The organism is Acidovorax sp., assembly GCF_022763525.1.
In the GTDB taxonomy this organism is placed as follows: domain Bacteria; phylum Pseudomonadota; class Gammaproteobacteria; order Burkholderiales; family Burkholderiaceae_C; genus Acidovorax.
Genome location: NZ_JALEGG010000005.1, coordinates 1 through 17,724, shown reverse-complemented (window position 1 = coordinate 17,724; position 17,724 = coordinate 1). Strand labels below are relative to the sequence as shown.

Sequence of the window (17,724 nt, the reverse complement as noted above, 5' to 3'; positions counted from 1 at the left end):
GGCCTGCCAAATAAAAAACCCACAGTGCGCAGCACTGTGGGTTGCAATTTGGTGGTGGTACCGGGACTTGAACCTGGGACATCAGCATTATGAATGCTGCGCTCTAACCAACTGAGCTATACCACCGAAGCCGCAAATTATAGAACAAAATTTATTGGTGCGTAAAGTTCGCAGGGCGCTTGTTCATGAAGGCGTCCATGCCTTCCTTTTGATCCTGGGTGGCAAACAGCGCGTGGAAGAGGCGGCGCTCGAACATGACCCCGTCGGCCAGCGTTCCTTCGAACGCGCGGTTGACCGATTCCTTGGCCGCCATCACAGCGATCTGCGAGAAGCCGGCAATGATGATGGCGGCGCCCAGGGCCTCGTCCAGCAGTTTGTCGTAGGGCACCACGCGGCTCACCAGACCGGCGCGCTCGGCTTCGGTGGCGTCCATCATCCGGCCGGTCAGCGCCATGTCCATGGCCTTGGACTTGCCCACAGCGCGCGGCAGGCGCTGGGTTCCGCCTGCGCCGGGGATCACGCCCAGTTTGATTTCAGGCTGGCCGAACTTGGCGTTGTCCGCCGCGATGATGAAGTCGCACATCATCGCCAGCTCACAGCCGCCACCCAGGGCAAATCCGCTCACGGCGGCGATCACAGGCTTGCGGATGGAGCGGATGGCTTCCCAGTTGCGCGTGATGTAGTCGCCCTTGTAGGTGTCGGCAAAGGTGTACTTCGCCATCGCGCCGATGTCCGCGCCTGCGGCAAATGCCTTTTCGCTGCCGGTGAGGATGATGCAACCGATTTTCTCGTCCGCATCGAAGGCCTTCAGCGCAGCGCCCAGCTCGTTCATGAGCTGGTCGTTCAGCGCATTGAGCTGCTTGGGCCGGTTGAGCGTGATGAGGCCGACCTTGTCCGCTTCGACGCGGACCTCGATGGTTTCGTACGACATGAAATCTCCTGGGTGTTATAGGGTGTTGCTACCGGAGGGGTGACAGCACGAACGAATATACCCAAGCAGGCCCGGACCCTGCCCGGGTAGGTAGAACACCGTACTTGCCGGCATCCGGCCAGGCGGAGCCGCGCGAACTTCGGGAAAACGAAGTGGTGAGCGCCCGCCGGCGCTCACTTCGCGCCTGTTTTCAATTCAGCCAGCGTGCCACTGCAGCTGCATCGGTGATGGAAAGGCTGACGGTGTCGGGCACGGCGGCAGGTGCAATGGTGCTGCGAGATGGCTTCGCGGAGCGCGAGAGCGCAAGGGGCAGGCGCAAAAGGCGCCCGTCACGGGCCACCAGCGCCGTGACGGTGGTCTCCGTGCCCGCGTAGAACGCCACGTCCTCCAGCTTGCTGATGCGCCAGCCTTCGCCGTTGACCTCGATACCCAGCCACTCGTCTCCGGCTGCCATGCCGGCGCTTTCGGCCAGGCCGCCCCGCAGAACGGTCTTGAGGTTCACGCTGTGGGTTTCCGTCACCCGCAAGCCCAGCTTTTGCGCCCATTGGGCCGTCTCCGGCTTGAGCTGCACGCCGTGCGCGCCCAGCAGTTCTGCCAACGGCAGTTCGGCGGTGCTGTGCACCCATTGCGCCAATTCGGTGTCGAACGACCGGCCGGAAAGCTCCTGCAATACGGCGCGCAGGTCGCCTTCGCTCATCGGCCCGCCTTCGCACCGCGCCCACAAAGCCCGCATCACGGCATCCAGGCTGGTCTTGCCGCCGCGGCGCAAGGCAAGGTCCAGGCACAGGGCTACGAGCGACCCCTTGGTGTAGTAGCTCACCGTCGCGTTGGGCGTGTTTTCGTCCTGGCGGTAGTACTTGACCCATGCGTCGAAACTTGCCTGCGCCACCGTCTGGATGGCACGGCCGGGCGTCTGGACCACCTGGTGGATCGTCTTGGTCACGAGTTTGAGGTACGTGCCGTCGTCAATCAGACCCGCCCGGCGCAGCAGCAGGTCGTCGTAGTAGCTGGTGAAGCCCTCGAAGAACCACAGCAGCTCGGTGTAGTTTTCCCGCGCGTAGTCGTGTTCCGCAAACTCTGCGGGCCGCAGCCGCTTCACGTTCCAGGTGTGAAAGTACTCGTGGCTGATCAGGCCCAGCAACGTGGTGTAGCCCTCCCCCGCCCGGGCCTCGTTCACCCGCGGCAGGTCGCGCCGGCCGCAGATGAGCGCGGTGGAGTTGCGGTGTTCCAGTCCACCATAGCCATCGCCCACGGCGTTGAGCATGAAGAGGTAGTTCTTGAACGGCGGCTTGCTCTCGCCATGCCAGAAGCGGATGTTTGCCTCACAGATTTTCTGCGTATCCGCCAGCAGGCGTTTGCCGTCAAACGACGGGGCGGCGCCAGCGACCACGAAGCGGTGCGGCACGCCGCAAGCGGTGAACCGGCCGATCCAGAACTTGCCCATCTCGAACGGGCAGTCCACCAGTTCGTCGTAGCTGGCGGCTGCATACAGGCCAAAGCCTTTCTTGTCCACCTTCACCGTCGAAAGGCCGGTGGCGACGGACCACGCCGCGGTGGCCGGCGTACTGACGATCTCGATCGTGTGGCGCTGCTTTTCCTGCCCGTGCACTCGCAGGCACAGGCTGGTGCCGTTGAAGAACCCCCGTGCTGCGTCAAGCCATGCCGTGCGTACGGAGGCGTCGTAGGCGCACACGCGGTAGGTCAGCACCAGCGGCTTGCCGGCGCTGCAATCTGCCAGCCAGCGGTGCTTGTCCAGCTGGGTGAGCGGCACCTCCCGGTTGCCCTGCTGGGCGCACAGCTCCTGGAGATTCTTCGAGAACTCCCGCACCAGATAGCTGCCCGGAATCCACACGGGCAGCGACACCTCTTGCCGCGTCGCCGGCTGCGCAATGGTGAGGGTGACGCTGAAGAGGTGGGCAAACAGGTCCGCGGGCTCCACGCGGTAGTGAATGGCGGCGGGCGCTTGCTTGCGGGAAGAGGGCATGACTGCGGACTGGTTCGTGCGGGATGCTGAGCCGCCACCCTGCAACAAGGGCTGCAGCTGCGAGAGTAGACGGCGCGCGTCAGTTGGCGGTGGGCGCCTCGGTACTGGCTTCTGCCAGGCGCTTTTCCACTTCCTTGGATCCGATGGCGCCAGGTACCCGTGCGCCGTTGGCAAAGATCAGGGTGGGCGTTCCGGTGATCTTGTGCTTGCGGCCATACGCCAGGTTGCGTTGCAGGGCGCTGGTGTCGCAGCTTGCGGCTGGCGCCGGTTTGTCACGCACCATCATGTCCTGCCATGCGGCCACCTGGTCCTTGGAGCACCATACATTGCGCGACTTTTCCGCGGAGTCCGGGCTCAGAATGGGGTACAGGAACAGGTACACGGTCACGTTGTCCACGTTCTGCAGATCGCGCTCAAAGCGCTTGCAGTAGCCGCAGTTGGGGTCTTCGAACACCGCCACCTTGCGCTTGCCGTCGCCGCGCACGATGGTGACGGCGTCCTTGAACGGCAGCGCAGAGAAGTTGATGGCCGTGAGCTTGGTAATGCGGTCTTCCGTGAGATTGCGGAGCACCTTGTTGTCGATCAGCTCGCCCTGGATCACGTAATCGCCCTTGGCGTCGGTATAGAACAGGTCTGTTCCGATGCGCACCTCGTAAAGGCCCTTCATGGGGGTGGGTCGCACCTCGTCGATTTTTTCCATCTGCGGGATGCGTTCGGCAAGTACCTTGCGGATGTCGGCCTCTTGCGCGGCCGCGGCAAAACAGGTGGCCAGCGCGGTGGCGGCGAGGAGGGTGCGGGTCATTGTCATGGTGCTCATTCCAGTCGGTCGGGTGGCCAGCCAAGCTGCTCGCCGGTGTGTTCAATCCATTCCCATGGCCTGGCGGGCCACGAAGTTCTTCAGCGGGCCGCTCAGTTCAAAGCCCTTCATTCCCCAATTGCGCAGTGCCCGCAATGGCGCATCGTGCCGCGCAAACAATTGCTGCAAACCATCGGTTGCCAGCGCCATCGGCAGCAAGGCCGCCTTGCGCTCGCGTTCATAGCGCCGCAGCAGGCGTACATCCGCCACGCTGCGCCAGTAGCCCCGTTCGTGCAGCACCGCCGCCAGCGCTTGTGCATCCGCCAGGCCCAGGTTCAAACCCTGGCCTGCCAGCGGATGCACGTTGTGTGCCGCATCGCCGGCCAGCACCCAGCTGCGCGGTGCCTTTCCGATGGCGGGCAGGGCGCCGCACCAGCGGTCGGCCTGGGCCAGCTGCAGGGGCCAGCTGGCGCGGTCGGCGGTAAGCTCCAGCCGGCCCAGGGCATCCTGGCTGGCCATCTGGAGCTTGGCCGTGAACTCTTCGGGAGGCAAGGCCATCAGCGGCGCTGCCTGCTCTTGCGATACGGACCACACCACCGCCACGGAGTTCCCGTTCGGGCCGCCCAAAGGCAAAAAAGCCAGGATGCCGTCGGGCAGGAACCATTGCCGCGCCACCTCGCCGTGGGGGCGTTCGCATTGCAGGCGCGTGGCAATGGCGTGCTGGCCATACGGGGTCGTGTCGAACAGCACACCGAACTCATTGCGCGTGCTGCTGGCGCGGCCTTCGCACACCGCGGTCAGGGTTGCGGGCACAGGCGCATCCACCTGCTCCACCTGCGGCTGGTAGCGCACGGCCTCGGCAAGCCGCGCCTCCAGCGCGGGCACATCCACGATCCAGGCCAAAGCCTCCACCCCTTGCGCAGCGGCATCGAAATGCACCGCGCCGTCCTGGTCGCCGTGGACATGCATGGAGCGGACCGCAGTGGCATGCTCCGCATCGGGCCAACTGCGTAGCGATTCCAGCAGGCGGCGGGAGGCCGTGTTCAGCGCATAGGCCCGCACGTCCGATGTGGCAGGGGGCTTGGGGCCGCGGGACGGTACCAAGGCCACTTTCAGCCGATCACGTGCCAGCAGCAGCGCCAGCGCATTGCCGACAATGCCGCCGCCGCGAATGCAGATATCAAAGGTTTGGGCCATGGCGGCATTGTAGGAGGCCCCTTGTGCCCGGCAGGCGCGGTGCAAAATCGGCTGTTCTGCCTGTCTGTGGCGTTTTCCAGGAGCATCCGCGTGAGTTTTGATCCAGCCTCTGACCTGTCCGGCACCATCGAGCGCTTGTTTGTCTATCCCGTCAAGTCGTGTGCAGGCATCGAAGTGCAGGAGGCCCTGCTCACGGAAGCTGGGCTCGACCTGGACCGGGCGTGGATGGTGGTGGACAGTGAGGGCGTGTTCCTCACCCAGCGCACCCTGCCGCGCATGGCATTGATCCAGCCGCGGCTCACCTCCCAGGAATTGGTGCTGCGCGCACCCGGCATGCTGGCGCTGCACGTGGCCCTGGATGCCGTGGAGGCCCCGGCCACTGTCACCGTATGGCGCGATACCGTGCCGGCGTGGGACCTGGGTGCCGTGGCGGCGCAGTGGTTCACCGACTTCCTGGGCCAACCCTGCCGTCTCGTTCGCTTCGACCCGGAGCACCGGCGCCTTTCCAGCATGGAGTGGACGGCGGGTGTGGAGGCGCCCAATCAGTTTTCCGATGGATTTCCGGTGCTGGTGGCCAGCGCAGCCTCTCTGGAAGAGCTCAACGGCCGGCTCACGGCGCGCGGCCATGCCGCGGTGGGAATCGAGCGGTTTCGGCCCAACGTGGTGATTGCCGGGGTGGAGGCCCACGATGAAGACCGGGTGGATTTGCTGCGAGTCGAAACCCCCACGGGCGAAATCCATCTGCAAACCGTCAAGCCCTGCGCCCGCTGCCCCATTCCGGACATCGACCCTGCCACGGCCGAATCGCATCCCGCGGTGGGAGACACGCTGCGCATGTACCGGCACGACAAGCGCCTCGGCGGGGCCGTCACGTTCGGGATGAATGCCATCGTGGGGCAGGGGGCAGGCCAGGTGCTGCGTGTGGGCCAGCGCGTGGCGGCGGATTTGCGCTTTGACTGAGGGCGCCGGGCCGCGCTACCCGGGGTGGCGGCAAGCTGGCCCCTAAAATCGGCGGTTTGTCTCCGAATTCCAGAAAGCCCTGCCATGAGCCTCCAATGCGGCATCGTGGGCCTGCCCAACGTCGGCAAGTCCACCCTTTTCAACGCGCTGACCAAGGCCGGCATTGCCGCCGAAAACTACCCCTTTTGCACCATTGAGCCCAATGTGGGCGTGGTTGAGGTGCCCGACCCGCGCCTGCAGCAGCTTGCCGAGATCATCCACCCCGAGCGCATCGTCCCGGCGATTGTCGAATTTGTGGACATCGCTGGCCTCGTGGCGGGCGCCAGCCAGGGCGAAGGGCTGGGCAACCAGTTCCTGGCCCATATCCGCGAGACGGATGCCATCGTGAACGTGGTGCGCTGCTTCGAAGACGACAACGTGATCCACGTGGCCGGCCGCGTGGATCCGATCTCGGACATCGAGGTGATCCAGACCGAGCTGTGCCTGGCCGACCTGGGCACGGTGGAAAAAGCGCTGAACCGCTACACGAAGGCCGCCAAGTCCGGTAACGACAAGGACGCGGCCAAGCTTGTGGCGCTGCTCACCCGGATCCAGGCTGCACTCAACGAGGGCAAGCCCGCGCGATCGGTCGAGATCACCAAGGAAGAGCAGCCGTTGCTCAAGTCCCTGTGCCTGATCACCGCCAAGCCGGCGATGTTCGTGGGCAATGTGAGCGAAGACGGCTTCGAGAACAACCCCTTCCTCGACCGTCTGAAGGAGTACGCCGCCAGCCAGAACGCTCCCGTCGTGGCGATCTGCGCCAAGATGGAAGCCGAGATGGCCGAGATGAGCGATGAGGACCGCGACATGTTTCTCGCCGAGATGGGCCAGACCGAGCCGGGACTGGCACGCCTGATCCGTGGCGCCTTCAAGCTGCTGGGCCTGCAGACCTACTTCACCGCCGGGGTGAAGGAAGTGCGCGCCTGGACCATCCACATCGGCGATACCGCTCCCCAGGCCGCTGGCGTGATCCACGGCGACTTTGAGCGGGGCTTCATCCGCGCGCAGACCATCGCTTTTGAGGATTTCATCGCCTACAAGGGCGAGCAGGGCGCCAAGGACGCGGGCAAGATGCGCGCCGAGGGCAAGGAATACGTGGTCAAGGACGGCGACGTGCTGAACTTCCTGTTCAACGTGTAATTCGCAGTCCGCAGTCGGATCCGTTGGCGCGCCTGCCGCGCGGTCCGGCATCTCTGCCCCAGCTGCAGCGGGCAGTTGCTTTGGAGGGGGCTTAGCCAACCTTGCAGCCGTTCCAATGGAAAACACCAACTCCGGATCGAGCCGTTGTCCCTAAGATGCGCGGGCTCGTTGTTTGCCCGCAATCAAGTTCGGCAGCCTGAGTGCTGTGGTGAAATACCCATCGAACGAACCTGGGCTTATGCCCGACTCCTCCCCATGCTCTTTGGTCGCAAGACTCCGTTTTCGGCGACGGACGCTTTCCCTCTGTCGGAAGCCGTCATGGAATTCGATGACTCCTCGTCGGCCACCGTGCGGCCCGCACGGCGTGCGTTGGATGGCGTGGGGTCGCGCGGCGGCAGGAGCAGTGCTCGGCAGCAGTGGCTACAGGCGCTTGCACTGATCGGCCTGTATGGGCTGGCCCTGCTGGGCTTTTACCTGCTGGGGGCGGTGGGGTTGCGAGAACTGGCCGTTCTGGCTGGTTTGGCCGCTGTGGGATGTGCCGTGTTCTGGGCGGTGTTCCGTTTCGGGCTGTACCGGAAGCTGCGCCATCGGCACCTCAAGCTGGCCATGGTCTGCACTGCATTGGGCAGCATGCTGGCGGTCGTCTACCTGGCCCCCGTCACCCAGCTTCTGCTGGCGCCTTTTGCCTTTGTGGCGGTGGCCTATGGCATTTTCACCGTGCCCCGCTCCACGCTGCTGGTCGTGTCGGCGGGCGTGCTGGCCGCGTATGCGGGGGTGGTGGGCCTGCATTACCTGGAGCAGCAAAACATGGTGCTGCTGCGGCTGGAGGCAATGCACTGGTTGGCGCTGGCCACCTCGTTGCCCGCCTTCATCCTGCTCACGGGCAAGGTGCAGCGGCTTTACCGCAGCCTCTACCACGCCAGCCGCAAGATCAAGAACATCCAGGAAGACGCGCAACGCGACCCCTTGCTGGGGTGCTTCAACCGCCGCTACATCCTGGCGGCGTTGGAGGAGCAAAAGCAATTGGCCGATGAAAGCGGTATCCCGCTGTGTCTCGCGGTGCTGGACATCGACCATTTCAAGCGCATCAACGACGAGATGGGGCACCTGGAGGGCGACGAGGTGTTGCGCACCTTCGCACGCATTGCGCAGCAGGGCGTGCGCGGCGGCGACGTGTTCGGGCGCTACGGCGGCGAGGAGTTCTTGCTGATTTTTCCAGGAACATCGCTGCTGCCCGCGCTCAACACCTGCGAGCGCATCCGCGCCCAGGTGGAGTCCCACGCTTGGAGCGATTCGCTCAAAGGGCGGGTCACGGTGTCGATGGGGGTGACGCAGTATGTGCTGGGCGAGTCCTTGCTGGAGTTCTTCTCGCGCGCCGACACCGCCATGTACCTCGCCAAGGAAGGTGGACGCAATCAGGTGGTGGTGGAGGAGCCTGTGACGCGTGGCGACTCCATGCTGCCCGAGGCGAGCGTGCTGCCGGCGCATCCCTAAGAACCTGTTCATCTTTCGGGGTCGCACAAGGCACTTGCCGAAGGGTGGGGGTGAAATCGGGTGATTGGACGCCCCAACTGCTTGCATGGGCATGAGCCCATGCGGCGCATCCGAAGCATCCACGCTGCCCTATTGCACTCCAATGCGATCCCTGAACGATCTTGAACAGGTTCTAAGGCAGCTCCAGTGCACGGTCCTGTCGCGCCATGTGTGTACGGCGCTGCGAGGCGCTGTGGCCCAAGCGTCACCTGGCCAGATGGCCCGGCATGAAGTACAGCAGCGTGCTGGTCATCACGAGATAGCGCAAGAACTTGCCTGCCGCCATGTAGGCCAGGCAGGGCCAGAAGGGCAGTTTCAGCCAGCCCGCCACGGCGCACAGCGGATCACCCACCACAGGCAGCCAGCTCATCAGACAGGCCCGCGGGCCAAAGCGCTTCAGCCACTGCAGCGCCCGCACCTCGGTGGCGTTGCCACGCGCCTTGTCGACCATCTTGTGGGCGCCCAGGCCCATCCACCAGCTCACCCCGCCACCCAGCGTATTGCCTGCCGTCGCGACCAGAATGGCCGCCCAGAAGAGTTCGGGGTTGATCTTGATCAGGCCAAACACGGCCGGCTCCGAGCCCAGCGGCAGCAGGGTGGCCGAGATGAATGAGACCAAGAAAACCGTGCTCAGGCCAAATTGCGGCAGCGCAAGCCAATCCAGCAACTGATGCATCCAGATTTCCATACACGGGGAGTTTAGAGGGGCGCCAGCGGCAGTGCGCCGGGACGTGGCGCTGTCCTACGCAGCCCCGCGCCAATGGCGAATGCACCTGCCCGCAGGGGCACGGTACCTTGGAGTCCTGCCAATCCGCAAACAAGCCATCGGGAGGGCGCTTGATGCACCGCTTTGCATTCGCTGTTTTCCAGGGCGGGCCCGCGCCAGCGGTTCCTCGCTGGTCTTCGCTGGTCTGCGCTGTGTTGCTCGCGGCATGCGGGGGAAGCCCGCACGCCGCGGTTTCGCAATCCCAGACCGTTCTCAGCCATGCCGCTCCCGTGGCATCTTGCGATGCGGCAGGGGCTGCGCGCGCCGCGTTGCAGCGGGTGGCTGACGAATTGAGGGAACACGGGCTGGAACTGCAGGCGTCCTGCGCGGGAACAGAACCGGGCTGGGTGGTCCAAGTGCTTGTCGTCGATGGGCTCAAAGCCAGCAAGATCGTGCGGGGGCCGCTGGCGGACGGGCAGGGGGTGGACATGGGCACGCCTGCGGGTGTGAACCAAGCAGGGGCCGGGGCGGCCGCGAGCGGGTTTTCGCCCGACGTACAGTTCAATCGCCAGTGGTTACGCGCCACGATGGCGCGGCACCAGTTTGACAACGCCGCGGACGCATGGTGGCGGTTTGCGCAGCGCAGCGGAGCCACTCCCGGCGCGGACACTGATCTGGCGGCGCGATAGGGACGAAGGTAAAAGAAGCTGCGCGCGCCCGCGGGGTTTGAAGGTGCTGGGCTGCTTTCGCAGGCCTTGAGTGCACCCCGCACGGTGTGGAAGGGCCGGCAGTTCCACGCCCAGCGCTCATTTCATTTGCTGAAATTTTGAGCAGGTACAATCCCGCCTCCTTTTTCAGCATTCGCTGTTGCCCCCTCCCGCACTCCTGCCATGCACATCGGCCATATACCTCTGGCGAACCGGTTGTTCGTCGCCCCGATGGCGGGCGTCACCGACCGCCCGTTTCGCCAGCTGTGCAAGGCGCTGGGCGCGGGTTATGCGGTCAGCGAGATGGTGACCTCGCGCAAGGATTTGTGGAACAGCCTCAAGACCTCGCGCCGGGCCAACCATGAGGGGGAACCCGGGCCCATCGCCGTGCAGATTGCCGGCACCGAAGCGCCGATGATGGCCGAGGCCGCGGTCTACAACGTGGAACGCGGCGCGCAGATCATCGACATCAACATGGGCTGCCCGGCCAAGAAGGTCTGCAACAAATGGGCGGGTTCCGCTCTGATGCAGAACGAAGCGCTGGCGGTGGAGATCGCCGCGGCGGTGGTTGAAGCCTGCGCGCCCTACAACGTGCCTGTCACGCTGAAGATGCGCACCGGCTGGTGCCAGCAGCACAAGAACGCAGTGACGCTCGCGCGGCAGTTCGAGTCGGTGGGCATCCAGATGCTCACGGTGCACGGCCGCACGCGCGAACAGGGCTATCGTGGGAATGCCGAGTACGACACCATCGCGGCCGTCAAGGCCTCGGTGAAGGTTCCCGTGGTGGCCAATGGCGACATCACCTCGCCCGAGAAGGCGCGCGATGTGCTGGCCGCCACCGGAGCGGACGCGATCATGATCGGACGCGCCGCCCAGGGCCGGCCGTGGATCTTCCGCGAGATCGGCCACTTTCTGGCCACGGGCGAGCATCTGGCGCCACCGCTGGTGGCCGAGGTGCGCCGCCTGCTGCTGGACCACCTGCAAGACCACTACAGCCTGTACGGCGAGTTGACCGGGGTGCGCAGTGCGCGCAAGCACATTGCGTGGTACCTGCGCGCGCTGCCGGGCGGCGAGGCCTTCAGGCAACACATCAACACCATTGAAGACTGCGCCACGCAGTGGCAGGCAGTGGCCGACTACCTCGATGCCCTCGGGCAACAGATGGATCGGTTGCCTGCTGCCACCGACGTGGACGCTGCCACAGAAGAACAAGAGGGATTGGCTGCATGAGCAAGAAACACATTGAGGAATGCGTGCGCGAGAGCCTGCAAGGCTACTTTCGCGACCTGGGCGGCGAGACGCCCGATGGCATGTACGACATGCTGGTGCGCGTGGTCGAGCGCCCGCTGCTGGAAGTCGTGATGCAGCAGGCCGACAACAACCAGTCGCGGGCGGCCGAATGGCTGGGCCTGAACCGCAACACTCTGCGCAAGAAGCTGGTCGAGCACAAGCTGCTCTGACACTGACGGGTTCAGTACTATTCAATTTATAGCTGCTGGCGCTTGATGGATAAGCGCTGGGGCCTGTTTTTATTCAAAACCTCCGCACCACCACTGCCATGAACGCACTCCTCTCCGTCTCCGACAAGACCGGCATCGTCGAATTCGCGCAAGCGCTGCACGCGCTTGGAATCAAGCTGCTGTCCACCGGCGGCACCGCCAAGCTGCTGGCCGACAAGGGCCTGCCCGTCACCGAAGTGGCCGAGGTCACCCAGTTCCCCGAAATGCTCGACGGCCGCGTGAAAACGCTGCACCCCAAGGTGCACGGCGGCCTGCTGGCCCGCCGCGAGCTGCCCGAACACATGGCTGCGCTGAAGGAGCACGGTATCGACACCATCGACCTGCTCGTGGTCAACCTGTATCCCTTTGAAGCCACCGTGGCCAAGGCAGGGTGCACGCTGGCCGACGCCATCGAGAACATCGACATCGGCGGCCCCGCCATGGTGCGCAGCGCCGCCAAGAACTGGAAGGACGTGGGCGTGATCACCTCGGCCGATCAATACGGCGCTGTGCTGGCTGAACTCAAGGCCGGTGGCAAGTTGAGCGACAAGCTGCGCTTTGCGCTGTCGGTGGCCGCGTTCAACCGCATCGCCCAGTACGACGGTGCGATCAGCGACTACCTCTCGTCCGTCACGTTCGAAGAAGAAAAGCTGTCGGAAACGTATGTGCCCACGCGCACCCAGTTCCCCGGCCAGAGCAACGGCATCTTCACCAAGGTGCAAGACCTGCGCTACGGCGAAAACAGCCACCAGCAGGCCGCGCTGTACCGTGACCTGCACCCCGCACCCGGCTCGCTGGTGACGGCCGAGCAGTTGCAGGGCAAGGAACTGAGCTACAACAACATCGCCGATGCCGACGCGGCCTGGGAATGCGTGAAGAGCTTTGACGCTGCCGCCTGCGTGATCGTCAAGCATGCCAACCCCTGCGGCGTGGCGGTGGGGCTGGATGCGCTGAGCGCTTACAGCAAAGCCTTCCAGACCGACCCCACCAGCGCGTTTGGCGGCATCATCGCCTTCAACCGCGTGGTCGATGGTGCAGCGGCGGCGCAGGTGAGCAAGCAGTTTGTGGAGGTGCTGATGGCGCCTGACTTCACTGCCGAAGCGCTGGAGATCTTCAAGGCCAAGGCCAATGTGCGCCTGCTGAAGATCGCGCTGCCTGCACATGGCGGCAAGACGGACTGGGAGCGTGGCCGCAACGCCATGGACGCCAAGCGCATTGGCTCGGGACTGCTGCTGCAGACGGCCGACAACCACGAGCTCTCGCTGGTGGACCTGAAGGTCGTCACGAAAAAGCAGCCCACGCTGGAAGAAATGGAAGACCTGCTGTTTGCCTGGAAGGTCGCCAAGTACGTCAAGAGCAACGCCATTGTTTTCTGCAAGGGTGGCATGACCATGGGCGTGGGCGCCGGCCAGATGAGCCGCCTGGATTCCGCCCGCATCGCCAGCATCAAGGCAGGCCACGCGGGCCTCACGCTGCAGGGTACCGTGGTGGCGAGCGACGCATTCTTCCCGTTCCGCGATGGTCTGGACGTGGTGGTGGACGCGGGCGCGACCTGCGTGATCCAGCCCGGTGGCTCGATGCGCGACAACGAAGTCATTGACGCCGCCAACGAGCGCGGCGTGGCCATGGTCTTCAGCGGCGTGCGCCACTTCCGTCACTGATTCGACCGGCGGGCACCCAAAAAAGCGGCTTCCAAGGAAGCCGCTTTTTTTATGCCCGTTGTCAGGATGAAGGCGAGATTCAGGTGCCGAAGTTCATCGGCAGCCCCACATAGTTCTCCGCCAACGACACCGAGGCGGCGCGCGAGTTGACGAGGTAGTCCAGTTCGGCCTCCTGGATCTTCTGGCCGAACTCGCCGGTCTCGGGGAAGCGATGCATCAGCGAGGTGAACCACCACGAGAAGCGCTCGGCGCGCCACACGCGGCGCAGGCAGCGGTCGGAGTAGGTGTCGATGCCCGCGCAGGATTTCTCCTGGTAGAACTCGGTCAGCGCGGTCCACAGGTAGCCCACGTCGCTGGCCGCCAGGTTCAGGCCCTTGGCGCCGGTGGGCGGAACGATGTGGGCGGCGTCGCCCGCCAGGAACATGCGGCCAAAACGCATGGGCTCGGCCACAAAGCTGCGCAGCGGGGCAATGCTCATCTCCAGCGCGGGGCCGGTGACCAGGTTGGCGCGTGCCGCGGGGTCCAGGCGATTGCCCAGCTCGGCCCAGAACTGGTCGATGGTCCAGTTCTCGATCTTGTCGGTGCTGGGCACCTGCACGTAGTAGCGGCTGCGGGTGGCGCTGCGCATGCTGCACAGTGCGAAGCCGCGCTCGGTGTTGGCGTAAATCAGTTCGTGTGAGACCGGCGGCACGTCGGCCAGCACGCCCAGCCAGCCAAAGGGGTACACGCGCTCGTAGGTCTTGAGCAGGTCGGCCGGCGCGCTGGCGCGGCACACGCCGTGGTAGCCGTCGCAGCCTGCGATGAAGTCGCAGTGCAGGGTGTGGGTCTGGCCGTCCTTCTCGTAGGTCACGCGCGGCTCTTGGTCGTCGAAGTCGTGCACGCTCACGTTGTGGGCTTCGTACACCGTGGTCAGCCCTTCCGCTGCGCGGGCGTCCATCAGATCCCGCGTCACCTCGGTCTGCCCATACACCGTCACGCGGCTGCCGCCGGTGAGTTCATGCAGATCGATGCGGTGGCGTGCGCCCTTGAAAAGCAGCTCGATGCCGTCGTGGGGCAGGCCCTCGGCGTGGGCGCGGGCGCCGACACCGGCTTGGTCGAGCAGGTCCATGCTGACCTGCTCCAGCACCCCAGCGCGGATGCGGCCGAGCACGTAGTCGGGGCTGCGCTGTTCGATGATGACGGCGTCAATGCCGGATTTGTAGAGCAACTGGCCGAGCAGCAGGCCGGCAGGGCCGGCGCCAATGATGGCAACCTGGGTACGCATGGCAACACCTCACGAAAGCTAAAACGGAGAGCGCAGCGGCGGTGGCGCCCGAGGGCTGCCGCTGCGTCGATTGATGTGGGTCAAGCGTAGGTTGATGCAAATCAAACCGCGAGGCCGCACGGCAGATTGCGTGCGATGAATGAAGTGCTTGTGCGATCATCGCGCAATCGTCGCAGTGCCCGGCACTTGTGTTTTGTTGGCCCCTTGTCACCCCTCTCCATGAGCAGCTTCCCCATCGCCAAGGCAGACTTCATCGAAGGCATGGCCAAGGGCCTGGCCGTGCTGGAGAGCTTTGACACCGAGCGTCAGCGCCTCAACGCCACGTTGGCCGCGCAGCGCACGGGCCTCACGCGGGCGGCGGCGCGGCGCCATCTGCTCACGCTGGCGCACCTGGGCTATCTGGAGACGGACGGCAGCTACTTCTGGCTGGCGCCCAAGGTGTTGCGGTTCTCGGGCAGCTACTTGGCCTCGGCCCGGATGCCGCGCGTGCTGCAGCCCACGCTGAACCGGCTGGCCGCGCAGACGCAGCAGTCGTTCTCGGCCGTGGTGCTGGATGGCGATGAGGTGGTGATCGTGGCGCGCAGCGGCGTGTATGGCGCCCCGTCGCGCGTGCTGGCCTACGGCCTGCACCTGGGTGCGCGGCTGCCCGCGCATCCCACATCCACCGGCCGCGTGCTGCTGGCGGCGCTGCCGCCCGCAGCACTCACGGCCTGGCTCAAGGGGCGCACGCTGCAGCGGCTCACGCCCCGCACCATCACGCAGATCGGCCCCCTGCGCCAAGTCATTGCCCAGGTGCGGCGCGACGATTTCTGCCTGGCGGTGGAAGAGCACGAGCTGGGCGTGCACGCCCTGGCCGTGCCGCTGCGCAACCTGCAGGGCCACACGGTGGCGGCGCTGAACGTGGTGGCGTCCCCCAAGCAGATCGACGAAGGCAGCCTGCTGCGCGACATGCTACCCCTGCTGCAGGACGCTGCGCGGGAACTGCGCGGGCTGCTGTGAGAGCTAACCCGGCGAAATCCCAGTAAAAATCGGCCCTGGCGCTTGAGAGATAAGCGCGAGCAGCTATTATTTTTGTAGTGAGTTGAACACTTCGCGCGCCGCGGCCACCGTGGCAGCAATGTCGTCGGCCGTGTGGGCGGCGCTCACGAAACCCGCCTCGTACAGCGCGGGGGCGATGTAGACGCCGCGGTCCAGCAGGCCGTGGAACAGGGTGTTGAAGCGCGCGCTGTCGGTCTTGAGCACCTGGGCGTAGTTCTGCGGCAGCTCGGGCAGGAGGAAGAAGCCGAACATGCCGCCTTCGCAGTCCGTGCTGAAGGGCACGCCTTCGTCCTGGGCCGCCTGGGCCAGGCCATCGACCAGCGAACGGGTGCGGGCCGAGAGCGCATCGAAGAAGCCGGGCTTCTTGATCTCGCGCAGCGTGGTCAGCCCGCAGGCCGTGGCCACCGGGTTGCCCGAGAGCGTACCGGCCTGGTACACGGCGCCCAGAGGCGCGAGGTGTTCCATGATGGCGCGGGGGCCGCCAAAGGCCGCCAGCGGCATGCCGCCGCCGATGACCTTGCCCAGCACGGTGAGGTCGGGCTTGAAGCCCGGGATGCTTCGGGCGTACACGCTTTGCGCGCTTCCCAGGGCGACGCGGAAGCCCGTCATCACTTCATCCAGCACCAGCAGCGCGCCGAATTCGGTGCACAGCTCGCGGCAGCGCTTCATGAACGGAACGCTGGCGCGCACGAAGTTCATGTTGCCAGCGATGGGCTCGATCATCACGCAGGCGAGGTCCTTGCCGTGCAAGGCGAAGGCTTCTTCCAGCTGGGCGAGGTTGTTGTATTCGAGCACGATGGTGTGCTGCACCACCTCGGGTGGCACGCCCGCGCTGGTGGCGTTGCCAAAGGTCGCCAGGCCCGAGCCAGCCTTGACCAGGAGCGAGTCGGCATGGCCGTGGTAGCAGCCTTCGAACTTGATGAACTTGCTGCGGCCCGTGGCGCCGCGCGCAAGGCGGATGGCGCTCATGCCGGCCTCGGTGCCCGAGCTGACCAGGCGGATCATCTCCATGGAGGGAACGAGGCTCAGGATTTCCTCGGCCAGCTCAACCTCGCGCTCGGTGGGGGCGCCGAAGCTGAAACCTTCGAGCGCCGCCTTCTGCACGGCCTCCAGCACGGCCGGGTGGCCATGGCCGAGGATCATGGGGCCCCAGGAGCCGATGTAGTCGATGAAACGCTGGTCGTTGGCGTCCCAGAAGTACGCGCCTTGTGCCCGCTTGACGAAGCGCGGCGTGCCGCCCACGGCCTTGAAGGCCCGCACGGGCGAGTTCACGCCGCCGGGGATCAGCGCCTTGGCGCGTTCGAACAGGGGGATGTTGAGGTCAGTGCTTGGTGTCATGGGGCGGCATCACAAAGCCTTCCAGGGCCTGTGTTTCGTCGATCAGGGGTTCGTCTTCGGCGGCGGCCTCACCGCCGTCGTCTTCGTCGTCTTCGGGCTGCGCCCAGAACATGCGGTCGGGCACGATGTGGCCCATCCCGGGGCGAAAGCCCGCGTCCAGGCAGCGGTCGAGATAGCTCAGCGCTTCACTGGTTGCCTCGCCCAGGTCGTTGCCAGCAGCGACCAGGGCGGTCAATGCAGCCGAGAGCGTGTCGCCCGCACCCGAGAAGGTCGCTTCGAACAGCTCGAATTTGCCGCTGCCCAGCACGGTCTGTGGCGAGGCGAGCACGTTCTCCACGAACTGCTCGGGCAAGGGAATGCCGGTGACCAGCGTGTAGGGCACGCCCATCTCGGAAGCCGCCCGGGCGATGTCGCGCGCGGTGGGGTTGCGCTCGCCCGTCCAGTCCGGTAACAGCCAGCGCCACAGCGTGCTGTGGTTTCCAACCAACACCGAGGTCTGCGGTAACAACAATTCTCGGAAAGCGTCCAGATACTCGTCGATCAGCTCGTCGCGCCACCAGGAGAGGTTGGGCATGTAGGCAATGACCGGAACCTCGTCGTAGTCGGTGGTGATCTCGGCGATGGTGCTGATGTTCTCTGCACTGCCGACGAAGCCGACCTTGATGGCCTGCACCGGCAGGTCTTCGAGTACCGCTCGGGCCTGCTCTGCCACGGCCTCGTCGTCGAAGCTGAAGTGCTCGAAAATCTCTGCGGTATCCCGGGCGTATGCCCCCGTGACCACTGCGATCGGGTGTCCGCCCACGGACGCAATGGTGGTGATGTCGGCTGTCAGCCCGCCCGCGCCGCTGGGGTCGCTTGCGTTGAAGACCAGCACGCAGGCAGGGCTGGCTTCCGCTGCGCCGTCACCGTCGTTTTCGGGGTTTTCTGGGGG

The 17,724-nt window shown here is 65.2% G+C and carries 16 protein-coding genes and 1 tRNA gene; 8 read left to right on the top strand and 9 right to left on the bottom strand.

All coding sequences use genetic code 11. The features are described from left to right. Nucleotides 1–49: 49 nt before the first annotated feature. The 5 genes from MRY84_RS00220 to MRY84_RS00200 all read right to left on the bottom strand — a co-directional run bounded on the left by MRY84_RS00220 (nucleotide 50) and on the right by MRY84_RS00200 (nucleotide 4,908). Nucleotides 50–126: transfer RNA gene (locus MRY84_RS00220), tRNA-Met, on the bottom strand. A gap of 25 nt (nucleotides 127–151) precedes the next feature. Further along, on the bottom strand, nucleotides 152–931 hold the full coding sequence (locus tag MRY84_RS00215) for an enoyl-CoA hydratase (RefSeq protein ID WP_291503763.1): 780 nt from the start codon (nucleotides 929–931) through the stop codon (nucleotides 152–154). A gap of 190 nt (nucleotides 932–1,121) precedes the next feature. Beyond that, entirely contained in the window at nucleotides 1,122–2,915 is a 1,794-nt protein-coding gene (locus MRY84_RS00210) for a peptidase M61 (protein WP_291503762.1), read from the bottom strand. A 79-nt stretch (nucleotides 2,916–2,994) separates the two neighbouring features. Then, entirely contained in the window at nucleotides 2,995–3,723 is a 729-nt protein-coding gene (locus MRY84_RS00205) for a DsbC family protein (RefSeq protein ID WP_291503761.1), read from the bottom strand. Nucleotides 3,724–3,774: 51 nt separating this feature from the next. Further along, on the bottom strand, nucleotides 3,775–4,908 hold the full coding sequence (locus tag MRY84_RS00200) for an FAD-dependent monooxygenase (RefSeq protein ID WP_291503760.1): 1,134 nt from the start codon (nucleotides 4,906–4,908) through the stop codon (nucleotides 3,775–3,777). 90 nt (nucleotides 4,909–4,998) lie between these two features. Here MRY84_RS00200 and MRY84_RS00195 point away from each other — a divergent pair, with 90 nt between their 5' ends. The 3 genes from MRY84_RS00195 (at nucleotide 4,999) to MRY84_RS00185 (ending at nucleotide 8,541) form a co-directional block, all read left to right on the top strand. Continuing rightward, nucleotides 4,999–5,868 (top strand): MOSC N-terminal beta barrel domain-containing protein, encoded by an 870-nt coding sequence (locus MRY84_RS00195; protein ID WP_291503759.1) that lies wholly within the window; start codon nucleotides 4,999–5,001, stop codon nucleotides 5,866–5,868. A gap of 84 nt (nucleotides 5,869–5,952) precedes the next feature. Beyond that, nucleotides 5,953–7,047: a redox-regulated ATPase YchF gene (ychF, locus tag MRY84_RS00190; protein ID WP_291503758.1), complete on the top strand. Its 1,095-nt coding sequence runs from the start codon at nucleotides 5,953–5,955 to the stop codon at nucleotides 7,045–7,047. Nucleotides 7,048–7,365: 318 nt separating this feature from the next. After that, nucleotides 7,366–8,541 carry a GGDEF domain-containing protein gene (locus MRY84_RS00185; RefSeq protein WP_291503757.1) on the top strand — a complete coding sequence of 392 codons (1,176 nt, stop codon included), beginning with the start codon at nucleotides 7,366–7,368 and terminating at the stop codon, nucleotides 8,539–8,541. 244 nt (nucleotides 8,542–8,785) lie between these two features. On the opposite strand, the gene MRY84_RS00180 is transcribed toward MRY84_RS00185, so the two are convergent. Continuing rightward, entirely contained in the window at nucleotides 8,786–9,256 is a 471-nt protein-coding gene (locus MRY84_RS00180) for a YqaA family protein (protein WP_291503756.1), read from the bottom strand. Nucleotides 9,257–9,576: 320 nt separating this feature from the next. Between MRY84_RS00180 and MRY84_RS00175 the strand changes: the two genes are divergently transcribed. The 4 genes from MRY84_RS00175 to purH all read left to right on the top strand — a co-directional run bounded on the left by MRY84_RS00175 (nucleotide 9,577) and on the right by purH (nucleotide 13,153). Further along, a complete protein-coding gene (locus MRY84_RS00175; protein WP_291503755.1) occupies nucleotides 9,577–9,975 on the top strand; it encodes a hypothetical protein in 399 nt (132 codons plus the stop codon). A gap of 201 nt (nucleotides 9,976–10,176) precedes the next feature. Next, entirely contained in the window at nucleotides 10,177–11,223 is a 1,047-nt protein-coding gene (gene dusB / locus MRY84_RS00170; RefSeq protein ID WP_291503754.1) for a tRNA dihydrouridine synthase DusB, read from the top strand. Beyond that, complete coding sequence (locus MRY84_RS00165) at nucleotides 11,220–11,453, top strand: Fis family transcriptional regulator (RefSeq protein WP_015015597.1); 234 nt, start codon at nucleotides 11,220–11,222, stop codon at nucleotides 11,451–11,453. The genes dusB and MRY84_RS00165 overlap by 4 nt, the downstream gene beginning before the upstream one ends. Nucleotides 11,454–11,551: 98 nt before the next feature. After that, complete coding sequence (purH, locus tag MRY84_RS00160) at nucleotides 11,552–13,153, top strand: bifunctional phosphoribosylaminoimidazolecarboxamide formyltransferase/IMP cyclohydrolase (RefSeq protein ID WP_291503753.1); 1,602 nt, start codon at nucleotides 11,552–11,554, stop codon at nucleotides 13,151–13,153. Nucleotides 13,154–13,232: 79 nt separating this feature from the next. Here the strand turns inward: purH and pobA are convergent, their stop codons facing one another. Continuing rightward, a complete protein-coding gene (gene pobA, locus MRY84_RS00155) occupies nucleotides 13,233–14,417 on the bottom strand; it encodes a 4-hydroxybenzoate 3-monooxygenase (protein WP_291503752.1) in 1,185 nt (394 codons plus the stop codon). A gap of 219 nt (nucleotides 14,418–14,636) precedes the next feature. On the opposite strand from pobA, the gene MRY84_RS00150 reads away from it, so the two are divergent. Continuing rightward, nucleotides 14,637–15,416 carry an IclR family transcriptional regulator C-terminal domain-containing protein gene (locus tag MRY84_RS00150; RefSeq protein ID WP_291503751.1) on the top strand — a complete coding sequence of 260 codons (780 nt, stop codon included), beginning with the start codon at nucleotides 14,637–14,639 and terminating at the stop codon, nucleotides 15,414–15,416. Nucleotides 15,417–15,482: 66 nt separating this feature from the next. Here the strand turns inward: MRY84_RS00150 and hemL are convergent, their stop codons facing one another. Continuing rightward, complete coding sequence (gene hemL, locus MRY84_RS00145; protein WP_291503750.1) at nucleotides 15,483–16,793, bottom strand: glutamate-1-semialdehyde 2,1-aminomutase; 1,311 nt, start codon at nucleotides 16,791–16,793, stop codon at nucleotides 15,483–15,485. Beyond that, nucleotides 16,777–17,724, bottom strand: a 948-nt coding sequence (locus MRY84_RS00140; RefSeq protein ID WP_291503749.1) for a bifunctional hydroxymethylpyrimidine kinase/phosphomethylpyrimidine kinase, incomplete at its 5' end; no start/stop codon positions are given. The genes MRY84_RS00140 and hemL, both read right to left, overlap by 17 nt.